11 protein-coding genes are annotated in these 12,160 nt (G+C 60.1%); 2 read left to right on the top strand and 9 right to left on the bottom strand.

Annotated elements, in window-relative coordinates; translation table 11 throughout:
* Window positions 1–25: 25 nt before the first annotated feature.
* The 4 genes from NXC24_RS29475 to NXC24_RS29460 form a co-directional block, all read right to left on the bottom strand.
* Window positions 26–1,285: a sugar ABC transporter substrate-binding protein gene (locus NXC24_RS29475; RefSeq protein ID WP_104826890.1), complete on the bottom strand. Its 1,260-nt coding sequence runs from the start codon at window positions 1,283–1,285 to the stop codon at window positions 26–28.
* Between the two features lie 42 nt (window positions 1,286–1,327).
* The gene (locus NXC24_RS29470; RefSeq protein WP_104826889.1) at window positions 1,328–2,494 is read right to left on the bottom strand and encodes a PLP-dependent transferase; all 1,167 of its coding nucleotides are present in this window, start codon (window positions 2,492–2,494) and stop codon (window positions 1,328–1,330) included.
* Window positions 2,491–3,186: a FadR/GntR family transcriptional regulator gene (locus NXC24_RS29465; protein ID WP_104827900.1), complete on the bottom strand. Its 696-nt coding sequence runs from the start codon at window positions 3,184–3,186 to the stop codon at window positions 2,491–2,493. Before NXC24_RS29465 ends, NXC24_RS29470 begins: the two co-directional genes overlap by 4 nt.
* 225 nt (window positions 3,187–3,411) lie before the next feature.
* A complete protein-coding gene (locus NXC24_RS29460) occupies window positions 3,412–5,700 on the bottom strand; it encodes a heavy metal translocating P-type ATPase (RefSeq protein ID WP_104826888.1) in 2,289 nt (762 codons plus the stop codon).
* A gap of 71 nt (window positions 5,701–5,771) precedes the next feature.
* Here NXC24_RS29460 and NXC24_RS29455 point away from each other — a divergent pair, with 71 nt between their 5' ends.
* Both NXC24_RS29455 and NXC24_RS29450 read left to right on the top strand, forming a co-directional pair.
* Window positions 5,772–6,194: a helix-turn-helix domain-containing protein gene (locus tag NXC24_RS29455; RefSeq protein WP_028750304.1), complete on the top strand. Its 423-nt coding sequence runs from the start codon at window positions 5,772–5,774 to the stop codon at window positions 6,192–6,194.
* A gap of 148 nt (window positions 6,195–6,342) precedes the next feature.
* Window positions 6,343–7,245, top strand: a complete 903-nt coding sequence (locus NXC24_RS29450; RefSeq protein ID WP_245464189.1) for a universal stress protein — start codon at window positions 6,343–6,345, stop codon at window positions 7,243–7,245.
* A 33-nt stretch (window positions 7,246–7,278) separates the two neighbouring features.
* On the opposite strand, the gene NXC24_RS29445 is transcribed toward NXC24_RS29450, so the two are convergent.
* The 5 genes from NXC24_RS29445 to NXC24_RS29425 form a co-directional block, all read right to left on the bottom strand.
* Entirely contained in the window at window positions 7,279–7,872 is a 594-nt protein-coding gene (locus tag NXC24_RS29445) for a class I SAM-dependent methyltransferase (protein ID WP_104826887.1), read from the bottom strand.
* Between the two features lie 208 nt (window positions 7,873–8,080).
* Window positions 8,081–9,802 (bottom strand): ABC transporter ATP-binding protein, encoded by a 1,722-nt coding sequence (locus tag NXC24_RS29440; protein ID WP_104826886.1) that lies wholly within the window; start codon window positions 9,800–9,802, stop codon window positions 8,081–8,083.
* A gap of 272 nt (window positions 9,803–10,074) precedes the next feature.
* Window positions 10,075–10,530: an RpiB/LacA/LacB family sugar-phosphate isomerase gene (locus NXC24_RS29435; RefSeq protein ID WP_104826885.1), complete on the bottom strand. Its 456-nt coding sequence runs from the start codon at window positions 10,528–10,530 to the stop codon at window positions 10,075–10,077.
* Window positions 10,527–11,312 carry a triose-phosphate isomerase gene (locus NXC24_RS29430; protein ID WP_104826884.1) on the bottom strand — a complete coding sequence of 262 codons (786 nt, stop codon included), beginning with the start codon at window positions 11,310–11,312 and terminating at the stop codon, window positions 10,527–10,529. Before NXC24_RS29430 ends, NXC24_RS29435 begins: the two co-directional genes overlap by 4 nt.
* Window positions 11,309–12,085 carry a DeoR/GlpR family DNA-binding transcription regulator gene (locus tag NXC24_RS29425; RefSeq protein WP_104826883.1) on the bottom strand — a complete coding sequence of 259 codons (777 nt, stop codon included), beginning with the start codon at window positions 12,083–12,085 and terminating at the stop codon, window positions 11,309–11,311. Before NXC24_RS29425 ends, NXC24_RS29430 begins: the two co-directional genes overlap by 4 nt.
* Between the last annotated feature and the right edge of the window lie 75 nt (window positions 12,086–12,160).

The raw sequence follows: 12,160 nt of genomic DNA, 5'->3' as shown, positions 1-12,160 counted from the left end.
TCGCTCGGCCGCCGGTCAGGCGATCTTATTTCTTGGCAAGGAATTTCTGCTGCGCCTTGGTCAGATAATCGGCCCATTGATCAGCCAGATCCTTGGCCGAGATATCGCCGAGCAGCGCCTGCTGCGACGTCTTGATGGCGAGCGAATCCTTGAAGAAGGCGAATTCCTCGAGATAGGTCGGCATGACAGTCGGAACCGTGTTCTTGTCGGCCAGTTCCTCGAACCAACCCTTGAACTGGTCGCCGGCATAGAAGGGGTCCTTCTCAGCCGAGGTATAGGCCGGCAAGGCGCCGATCTTCTTGTTCCATTCAAGATTGCCTTCCTTGCCTTCAAGGGTTGCGATCAGCTTCCAGGACAGATCCTTGTTCTGGCTCGTCGCGAACATCGACCAGCCGGCATAACCGATCGTCGGGAAGGACTTGCCGTCCGGACCCTTCGGCAGCGGAGTGACGCCGAAGTCGTCCTTGTTCATGCGTTCGGCGATCGCAATCAAGGCATCCGGATCCTGATCGAGGAAAGCGCAGGTACCGGAATAGAAACCGGCGACGACTTCATTGAAGCCCCAGTTGACGCTGTCCTTTGGCGCATAACCCTTCTTGTAGAGATCGACCATCCATTCAATGCCCTTGGCCCAGCCGGGGCTGTTCATCGTCGAGGTGCCGTCATCCTTGAAGTACTTGTTGTCGCCGGCCATGGAGGCCGCGAAGATCATCCAGCCGTTTAGACCGCCGGGGCCGCCGCGCATGCAGTAGCCGTATTTGCCGGGCAGTTTGGAGATTGCTTCGGATGCCTTGACGAAATCGTCCATCGTCTTCGGCGGTTCGGCGATGCCGGCGTCCTTCAGGATCTTCTTGTTGTAGAACATGGCGCGCAGATAGAAGCCGTAGGGCAGCATATAGGCCGTATTCTTCACATCGCGGCCGAGTTCGAGCGCCCGCGGCGTCAGCTCTTTGGTCTGATCCCATTTCGCGAGATAGGGTTCGAGGCTTTCGAGCATGCCGTTATTGCCATAGAGCGACAGCCAGGTATCGGGCATTTCCATCACGTCCGGCGTGTCACCCGCCGAAACCATGGTAGCGAACTTCTGGAAGGCCTCGTTCCAGGGCAGGGAAATGATATCGACCTTCGTGCCCGGATTGGCTGCTTCGAACTTGGCGACGATCGACTTTAGTGTCTCGGTGCGTTCCGGGCTGGTAATGACTTCGACGAGCTTCAGCGTGGTATCGGCAAACGCCGTACCCGCCATCATGGTGGCGAAGAGTGCTGCCGTGATCAGTGTTTTCATGTCAGTTCCCCCTGTTTAGGTGTTTCTCTCGGGTTGATGGTCTTATGAGGCGGCGGCGATCGCTTCCTCGATATCTCTCCACAGCGCCTCGGTTCCTTCGAGACCGACATGGAGACGTACGGACCGCGGGTTGATACCAAAGGTATGCGCGGAATTCGGCTGTGCCTTCTGCTGAAGCACGACCTCGCCCGGTACGATCAGGCTTTCGTGCCCACCCCAGCTCACACCCAGTTTGAAGAGCTTGAGGTGATCGGCGAAGGCGCGGATATCGACGTCTTCGCGGAAGATGAATGAAAACAGGCCCGAGGTGCCGTTGAGCCCGGCGGGCAAGCGGTTGGCAAGGCCCGGATGGCAGACCTGCTCGACGACATCGAGCTCCTGCAGCCGCTTGGCGATCGTCATTGCGGCTGCCTCATGCGCCCTCATGCGGATCGGCAGGGTGCGCAGGCCGCGGATCAAAAGCCAGGCATCGAAAGGCGAAAGCTTGCCGCCGAGATAAGGATATGCCTCGGCTTTCAGCCGCGCAATCATCGCCTTCGAGCCGGCAACAACGCCGGCAACGACATCGCTATGACCGCCCAGATATTTGGAGGCGGAATGGATGACGAGATCGACGCCGAGCGTCAGCGGCCGCTGGAAATAGGGGCTGGCCCAACTGTTGTCGATCATGGAAACGGCGCCATGCTTCTTGGCGAGTGCGGCGAGCGCGCCGACATCATGGGCTTCCATCACCCAGCTCGTCGGGCTTTCCAGATAGAGAACCTTCGCGCCGGGAAGTGCCTTGGCAACGGCTTCCTCGTCGCGGCCATCCACATAGGTCACCTCGACCTTCATGCGTTTCAGCACCGTGCCGAAGAGGCGGAAAGCGTCCGGATAGACATGCTTGACCGCGACGATCCGATCGCCGGGTTCGACGAAGCTCAAAACGGCCGAAGAGATCGCCGCCATGCCGCTCGCGAAGCCGAGCGCATCCTCTGCACCTTCGAGTTTTGCCAGCATTTCCTCGAACATGCGCACGGTCGGATTGAGGCCGCGCGTATAGATCGGCCGCACCTTCTCGCCGCGATAGGAAGCGATCATGTCGTCGTAATTGGCAAAGGTGAAAAGCGATGTCTGAAAAATCGGCGGCACCACGGCATCGGCATAGTTGCCGTCGTCATGGGCCGTGATGAGGGAAGCGAGATCGAACGGCTCTAGCCCGTCAGTCATTTGGACATTTCCTTGATGTCTTCCTCGACGACGTCGAGAATTTTCAATGTTTCGGCGCGCGCCGCCTCGGGATCCTGGGCAACGATCGCGTTGAACAGCGTGCGGTGAAAGGGGAAGGACCGGCGGGCAAAATCCTGCCGGTCGAAGGGGTGGGTCCAAAACCGCTCGAAGCTGCCACGCATCTGTTCGAGGAGCTGCTTGAACAGCGGATTGTGCGTGGCGTCGTAGACGGCGAGGTGAAACGCCAGATCCTCCGGCCCGGACGTGCCCTTTGCGATATGGACGCGCTCCATTTCATCGAGCTTCTCCTCGATGATCGCAATATCCTTGGTCGTGCGTCTCTTGGCGGCGACCATTCCGGCCTCGCATTCGATACCGCGGCGAACCTCCAGGGTCTGCAGCAGCGCATCGCGCAGATGCGCGGTATCGAGCGACAAGGGCATATGGATGGTTGCTTTGGAAACGGGTTTCAGCAGATACGTGCCGCTGCCCTTGCGGGTTTCCACGACACCCAGGGCTTGAAAATGCGTGACGACTTCCCGGATCGTCGAGCGCCCAACCGAAAGGGCCGCCATCAGCTCGCGCTCCGTCGGCAACCGGTCACCGGCCTGGAGCTTCGAAGACTCGATAAAGTCGGACAGCGCGTCGATAACTTGCTGCGTCCGGTCGATTGACGGGAGAGGGGTTAGCATTGCTTTCGTCATGACCTTAAATTGGTCTGACATCTGCTATCAGGTCAATCTATTTTTTATATATCAATCTATTTTTCACATGGGGATTGCGGTCTCACCCTCTAGGGGATCAAGCCCGACACGCGGTAACGGCAAGGCCACTACCGAACTGGTTAAAAAACAAAGGCCCGGCTGTGGATTCCTTGAAATCCGCATACCGGGCCGCATTGCAGGGCAAATTTGGGATCAGCGCGCGCTCATCAAACGACCGCTGAACACGCCCTTCCACCGCAACAGTCTCATCGCATTGGCAGTGACAAGTACCGTCGCGCCGGTATCGGCGAGGATCGCCGGCCAGAGACCGGTGATGCCGGCAATCGTGGTCACCAGGAACACCGCTTTCAGGCCAAGCGCCATGCTGATGTTCTGGCGGATGTTGCTCATCGTCGTCCGCGACAGCGCGACCATGTTGGCGACATCGGTGACGCGGCCGTGGAGAGCGGCGGCATCCGCCGTTTCCAGCGCCACATCGGTGCCGCCGCCCATGGCGATGCCGACGTCGGCGGCCGCCAAGGCGGGTGCATCGTTGATGCCGTCGCCGACCTTGGCGACGATCTGTTTTTGCGCCTGCAGTTCGCGCACGATGCGCTGCTTGTCTTCCGGCAGGAGCTGCGCGCGAGGTTCGATCCCGAGACCCTTCGCGATTGCACCGGCCGTGCGGGCATTGTCGCCGGTCAGCATGACGGAACCGACGCCGGCTGTCCGCAGCGCCTCGATTCCGGCGCGCGCATCGGCGCGGGGTTCGTCGCGCATGGCAATCAGGCCGGCGATCTTGCCGTCGACCAAGAGAACGGAGACGCTTTTGCCTTCGTCGTTCATGGTTTCGATCCGGGCGTCCTGTTCGGCCGACAATGGCTCACTCTCCCGAGCCGCCTGCGGAGAGAGAAGCGACAGGGTCTCGCCTCCGACACGGCCGCTGACGCCTTTGCCGGGCAAGGCCTTGGCTTCGGCCGCAGGCGGGACCGGAGCACCATCGGATTTCGCCCGCTCCAGAATTGCGAGAGCAAGCGGATGGCTCGAACCGTTTTCGAGAGCTGCCGCCCGTGAGAGAACCTGTGCCTCGGTGAGACCGAAGCCCAGGACGTCCGTCACCTTGGGCTTGCCCTCGGTCAGGGTGCCCGTCTTATCGAAGGCAACCTTTGTCACCTTGCCCATTGTTTCGAGAACAGCGCCGCCTTTCAACAGCAGGCCGCTGCGGGCGCCTGCCGACAAGGCGGCCGCGATCGCGGCGGGCGTCGAGATCACCAGCGCGCAGGGGCAGCCGATCAGCAGGATAGCGAGGCCTTTGTATATCCATTCTAGCCAGCTTGCGCCGGCCACCAGCGGGGGCGTCACCGCGACCAGTGCCGCGACGGCGACCACGCCGGGCGTGTAATAGCGCGAGAAGCGGTCGATGAAGCGTTCGGTCGGTGCCTTGGATTCCTGCGCCTCTTCGACCAGCTTCACCACGCGGGCAATCGTGTTGTCGGCCGCGGCCGCGGTCACTCTGACACGCAGCACGGCATCCGTGTTGATGGTGCCAGCGAAAACCTTGGCCTCCACGCCCTTGCGTACCGGCGTGCTTTCTCCGGTGACCGGCGCTTCGTCGATGGCGCTTTCGCCTTCGACGATCGTGCCGTCGGCTGCGATGCGGTCGCCCGGACGCACGAGAATGACCGCACCCACCTTAAGGCTTTCGGCCTGCACTTCGCGGGTCTCGCCGTTGTCTTCGATCAAGGCGGTTTTCGGGACCAGGGTCGTCAATGATTGGATGCTTGCGCGCGCCTTTCCGGCGGCGACACCTTCCAGCAATTCGCCGACGAGGAAGAGGAAGACCACGGTCGCCGCCTCTTCACCGGCATTGATGATCACCGCGCCGATGGCCGCAATCGTCATCAGCATCTCGATGGAGAAGGGCGTGCCCGCCAGCGCCGCCATCACGGCGCGGCGCGCGATCGGCACGAGACCGACCAGCATGGCGACAACGAAGGCATAGGATGAAATCGAGGGCACGAGATGGCCGATGGCATAGGCGGCGACCAGTGCCGCGCCGGATACGATCGTCAGCCGGCCCTTCCTGCTCGCCCACCAGGGGCCATCCGTGGGCGTATGGTCGTGACCATGCAGCCCCTCGATTTCCTTTACGGCGTGGTCGTGATGATCATGATCGGCGTGGTCGTGCGATGAATGATCATGGCTATCGTGATTGTGATGATGATCATGATCATGGTCATGATGGTCATGTCGATGTTCGGAGAGCGCGCGCTCAGCCTTGCCAGCCAGCGGCGCGAGGGAATAGCCGAGGCCCGTCACTTTCTTTTCGATCGCGGTGAGATTGCTGGTCTCGTCGTGACGAACGGTCATCGTTCCCGCAGTGACGGAAACGGAGACATCCTCTACGCCCGGCATGCGTCTCACAGCCGTGTCGATCTTGGCCGCGCATGAGGCGCAGTCCATGCCGCTCACCCTATACCGTGCTTCCCCTGTCGCTGCCATGATCCGTTTCCTTGTCAAACCGTGGCATCTCTCCTACATCCTCTAGTGGCTAGAGGTGCAAGAGGAAAATCATGAAAAAGATCACGATTGGCGAAGCGGCCCGGCAAAGCGGCGTGAAGGTGCCGACGATCCGCTACTACGAAAGCATCGGACTTCTGGCTGAACCGGACCGGAGCGAGGGCAACCAGCGTTCCTACGAGCAATCGCACCTTCACAGGCTGGCCTTTATTCGCCACGCCCGCGAATTGGGCTTCGAGGTCGATGCGATCAGGACGCTTCTGGCGCTCCAGGACGATCCAAATCAATCCTGCGCCTCCGCCGACGCCATCGCCAAGGCCCGCCTGATCGAAGTCGAACAAAAGATACGCAGCCTGACGGCCCTGAAAGCCGAGCTGGAGACGATGGTCGAAGGTTGCGGCCACGGCCGTATCGACCAGTGCCGGGTGATCGAAGTTCTGGCCGACCACGGGCAGTGCATGCATCCGCGCCATTAGTGCGGTTAAGCTTGTTTACATTGGCGATCGCGGGCTTGAGCTTCGGATCAAGGGAGAATGCCTGCCGCGTTGCGGGCCGTTCGATCTCAGAGTAGAATCCGCCAACCGTGCCACGAGAGGTACGGAGCATCGCGGAAGGAGGTCCGATATGATGGGCCCGCCCGCACATGAAAGCGACACCAAACCGCCACTCGGAAAGACAAGTCTCCTGTTGGCCGGCACCCTGCGTGAATTGACTGTCCATGCCGATGTTCTCGCTTTGCTGCCCGATCCCGCCATCGTCCGAAACTGCCTGGATCTCGCCGAGGATGCCGCGGGTGCCATACATGGCAGCATGGCTGCAGCGCATATCGGGGCCGATCCCGAAAGGATGATTGCCGCGCCTGAGGAAATTGACCTGCAGATCCTGCGGGACATGGACGAGAACTCTCCGCACCAAAGATTCGAGCGGATTGCCGATGCCTTTGAGGATTGGAAGCGGGAGCGGCCGGATCGTGCGAGCCTTTTCCTGGATGATTGCCGGGGCGATATCGAGCGCTGCGTGATGACCGAATGCCATGAGACGGCGCTTGTCGTCGCTCCCTGTCACGGCAACATGGATGCGCAAGACACATTCTATGATCTTCTGTTCAAGAAGCATAAGCTGGTGCTGGTGCCGCCTGCGGGGGCTTACTCCGGCAATCTGCTGGGCCATGTCCTGATCGGCTGGAAACCGCACAAACATGCGCTGCGCACCGTCGTTGCGGCAAGACGCTGGCTGGCTGTGGCCAATCGCATCACCGTTCTATGCATCGACGATAGAGCGGACGGAAACTATCAGCGCACGGCCAGCGAATTGCTTGATCAGCTCGGCCTTAGGGGCGACGTCGTCGCGGTCAGCGCCGGAGGCCGGCCGGTCGGAGAAACTATCCTCGAGTTTGCCAGATCCACGAGCGCGACATGCCTGCTGATCGGTGCGTTCAAGCGCGGATATTTTATGGAGCTGCTTCTCGGCCGCATTACGCGCCACCTTCTATCGCATTCCACGCTTCCCTTGATGATGAAGCATTAGGAGTTCGCGGGCATTCTCGGACGGCCTTCGCCGCTACACACGCTCCAGGATGATGCCGTAGTGATAGGGCGGCAGTTCCTCGACGCGGGCAGTGACAAATCCGGCAGGTTCGACGATCCTTCGCACCGCGTCGGGCGACATGCGCATGTCCGTCTTCGGTCCACGTGGCTGATCCAGCACGACCGTTTGTTCTCTGGGTATCACATGCCAGTTGACGATCGCGAACAAGCCTCCGGGCCGCAGGACATGCCAGACTGCCCGCGCCAGATCCGGCTTGTCCGGCACGCCATGAAAGGTGTTGGCCATCAGCACGTAATCGACCGGTTCGGGCAGAAGCGACGCGATTTCGCGCGCATCGGCGTTGATCCATTGGCGCACAGTCCCGCCGAGGCGCTCGACCTCGATTCTTGCCTGCTCGATCATTTCCGCATCCAGATCGAGGGCATAGACACGGCCATCGACGAGACCGGCAAGCGGCGCGGTGAAATAACCATCGCCGCAACACAGGTCGAGCACGGTCATGCCGGGCTGAATGCCGAGATCAGCCAGGACCTCCGCCGGTCGCGGCCAAAGTGCCGCCCACCAATCTCGGTCGGGCATGGAGGTCGCGGGGAACAGATCATCCATTGTCTTCTCTTCCGGCGCGCAGGCCGTTTCTGGCTCGGGCAGAATTGCCGAGTGCCAGCAACCTTGATGGTAGGCTAGACGGGCTCTTTCTGGAACCCGTCCACATGCGATTTGACCACCTCCGTCACAAAGGCTGCGCGTTTTGTCGGAAGAAATTTAAGCCCGGAAGGATGGTCTCCCGGGCTCAACCTTTACGTGCTCGTCGACATCATGGAAGCGTATCGAACTGAGCGTTGTGAAGCCTGGCATAGCTACCGCCGCGCGCCAGCAGCTCGGCATGCGCTCCCTGCTCGACAATGCCGTCTGGCCCCATGACAATGATGCGATCGGCGTTGCGGATGGTCGTCAGCCGGTGCGCTACCACCAGGGTCGTGCGCCCCTTCGAAAGATCCGCCAATGCCTGCTGGATGGCAAATTCGGTTGCCGTGTCGAGTGCAGACGTTGCCTCATCGAGGATGAGAATCGGCGGGTTCTTGAGGAAGATGCGCGCGATGGCAAGACGCTGCTTCTGCCCACCCGACAGTTTCACGCCGCGTTCGCCGGTCGGCGTGTCCAGGCCGTCGGGCAGCGAACGAACGAATTCATCGAGCGATGCGCGGCGCAGCGCCTCCATGATGTCCTGATCGGTCGCGCCGAGCTTTCCATAGGCGATGTTCTCGCGAATGGTCGATCCGAACAGGAACACGTCCTGCTGCACGATGCCGATCTGGCTGCGCAGCGAGGCCTGCGTCATATCGCGGATGTCGATGCCGTCAATGGTGATGCTGCCGCCGGTCACGTCGTAGAAGCGCGGCAGCAGCGAGCAGATCGTTGTCTTGCCTGTTCCCGAAGCGCCGACGAAAGCGACCGTCTCTCCGGCCGATATTGTCAGATTCAGAGCATCGAAGATCGTACCCTGATTCGAATAGCCGAAGCTGACATCCTTATAGACGATATCGCCCTTGAGATGATCGACCGCAAACGCGTTCGGCCGGTCGGCAAGGTCGGGCTGTGTATCGATCAGCGACAGGAAACGTTTGAAGCCGGCGATGCCCTTCGGATACATTTCGAGCACCGAGGTGATCTTGTCGATCGGGTGAAAGAAGACGTTGATCAGGAGCAGGAAGCTGACGAAACCACCATAGGTTAGTTCGCCAGACACCACGAACCAAGTTCCGGCCACCATGACCACGAGCTGCACGAGGCGCGTGCTGAAATAGCTGAGCGCGATGCTCGCCGTCATATAGGCATAGGCATTGAGCTTTGTGGCCTTGTAGTCCTCGTTGTTGCGGGCAAAAAGCCGGCTTTCGTAATCCTCGTTGGCGAAAGCCTTGACGACCCGGATGCCGCCAACGCTCTCCTGCACGCGAATGTTGAAGTCACCCACCTTGGTGAACAGGCTGCGCCAGTTCAGTGTCATCTTGGCGCCGTAGCGGCTGACCAGCCAGGTCATGAAAGGCACGATGATCGTCGTCAGCAGCGCCAGCTTCCAGTGCACCGAGAACATCAGCAGGAAAGCGCCGATGAAGGTCATGATGGCGATGAAGACATCCTCGGGTCCGTGATGGGCGATTTCGCCCACCTCTTCGAGATCCTTGGTCACGTGGGTGATCAGATGCCCGGTCCTGTTGTTGTCGAAATAGCGGAACGAGAGCTTCTGGATATGGTCGAAGGCCTGGCGGCGCATGTCCGATTCAATCGAAATGCCAAGCGCATGACCCCAATAGTTGACCACGGCCATCAGGCCGGTGTTCAGCGCATAGACGATCAGCAGCAGCGCGGCAGTCGCGGCGATCAGACCCCAGTTACGGCTCGGCAGCAACTCATCGACAAAGAGCTTGACCGCCAGCGGAAAGCCCAGTTCGAGAAGACCAGCGACAACCGCGCAGCCGAAATCGAGAAAAAACAGGGTCTTGTAGCGCGCATAATAGGAAAAAAAGCGACGAAACATGAATGCCCTCCAAGGGCACGAGAGATCATATTGTTAGACAAGGATGGACTGAACAGCAGCCCGCATTCGGCGGCGCTGTTCAGCGCTGATTGGTGCCGAAATGTCTCATCTAACTGATCTCCCTCATGAGTCGCAGGGATCTTATAACTGACGAACCAGACGTTGTCATCCCCAACGGCAAATTGGTGCTATGACGGGCGCTGATAATGCCACATTATCGCCGTGTGTCGCTTTGAGAGCTAGGTCACACGGCGATGTCTGCATAGCCCAGATCAGCGGGCGTTATATTTCGCGTCGACTTCGTTGATTGCCTTGACGTTTCCGGCCGAGCGGCCCTCTTCGTCGAATGTGTGCGCAAGGAAGGTGTCGGCGATGGCCTTGGCAAGTTCCGGCCCGATGACACGGGAGCCCATCGTGATGATCTGCGCGTTGTTCGAAAGTGCGGCACGTTCGGCCGAATAGGTGTCGTGCGTCAGTGCCGCGCGGATGCCGGGGACCTTATTGGCCGAGATGCTGACGCCGATGCCGGTGCCGCAGACGAGGATCGCCTTGTCATAGGTGCCGCCGATGACACCCGAGGCGACGCGATCGGCAAGGTTCGCGTAGAACGGATCCGGACCGGCGTCCGTGCGCGACACTTCCTGCACGTCGTAGCGGTCCTTCAGGTGGTCGGCGAGAATTTTTGCGAGGCCTTCGCCCGCACTGTCTCCTGCAATTGCAATCTTCAACGTCTATCTCCTTGGAGTTTGGCGGTGCATTGGGCGAGGATGCCGAGATAGCCTTCAGCGCTCCAGGCCGAACGACCGATGAAAAGCCCATCGATATTCGGGCACGATATGAGGTCTTCACAGTTCCCCGGATTGACCGATCCCCCGTACAGGCAGGGGACGCGGCGGCCGAGCACATCTTGCGCGACCGATACAATCTCGGCATGGCGTGCATCGGCATAGTCTGGCGAGGCGGGAATTCCACTTTCGCCGATTGCCCAGACAGGTTCGTAAGCCAGAAGGATTTGTGCGCCCTTCTGCGCCTCGGACAACTTCGAAAAAGCGCCGAGAACCTGAGCTTTCAAAATATCCGTTGCCCGGCCGCTTTCCCGGTCGGCCAACGTCTCGCCGATGCAGATGAGCGGGATCAGACCGTGGCGGACGGCGGCTTCGGTCTTCAGGCCGACGGTCTCGTTAGTCTCGCCGAAATGTTCGCGGCGTTCGGAGTGGCCAAGCTCGACAATATCGAGATTGCAATCCTTGAGCATGAGGGGAGAGATCTCGCCGGTCCAAGCACCCTCATCGGCCCAGTGCATATTCTGCGCACCCACCTTGACGGAGGTGCCGGCAAGAAGGGCCTTGACCTCCCGCACCGCCGTAAACGGCGGGATGATGAAGCGCTGAATGGCCGCGTCCCGGCCGACATTGGCAGCGCGCAGCGCCTCGGCATAGCTGCTGGCTTCCGCCAGCGTCTTATTCATCTTCCAACTGGTTCCAATCCAGAATCGAGGTGCGGCGCTCATGTCGTCTCCCAGTTCAAGGCAATGGTCAGGTTGATGTTGGCGCGTTCGAGCTGCTTCAGGGCGGCAGGCTCGGGGGTGTCGTCGGTGATGATGGTGTCGAAATCGGCAAGGTCGGCCATGACATGCAGGGCGGTATGTCCGATGCGCTGGTGGTTGACCAGCAGGCATGTCTTGCTCGCGGACGCGATCATCGCCCGCTTCGCGCGTACGACATTGTCATCCATATGATAGGCAAGGGTGCCGGAAACGGCTGGCGTCGAGATGAAGGCGATATCCGCCCTGAGGCGAAACAGCGCTTCCTCCGTCACCACGCCCAGAAACGCGTTGAATTTCGGCGAATATATGCCACCCAGCGCAATCAACGTGATGCCGCTTTCGTTCTTCAGCCTCTCGATGATCGCGGCATTGTTGGTGATCAGCGTCAGCGGCCGCTTCTGCAACAGCATCTCGCCGAGTACGGCGGCCATGGAGCCGTCGTTGACCATGACCGTCATGCCCGGCTCGACAAGCTCCAGCGCACGACGCGCCATGCTGACCTTGGCCTCATGTCCCTGGCGTTCGCGGATGCGGAAGTCGCTTTCGAACTGCATGCCCGCGTCGATCGTCGCGCCGCCGCGGATCTTGCGCAGGACGCCGGACTGTTCGAGATCGTCGAGATCGCGATGGATGGTCATCTTGGACACGGCAAAGCGGTCGGCCAAGTCGTCGAGGTCGACGCTTTTGTGCTCGACGAGCAGATTGACGATCAATTGTTGGCGTTCTTCGCGTTTCATCTTGGTGCTCCGGTTCTCTCCGGATCGGATGCCTGGGAATGTAACACGTTTATCACATGGTTCCACATTAATTTT

It is taken from the genome of Rhizobium sp. NXC24, assembly GCF_002944315.1.
Taxonomy (GTDB): Bacteria; Pseudomonadota; Alphaproteobacteria; order Rhizobiales; family Rhizobiaceae; genus Rhizobium.
The sequence above is the reverse complement of the archived record's forward strand: the minus strand, read 5'-3'. Positions and strand labels throughout refer to the sequence as shown.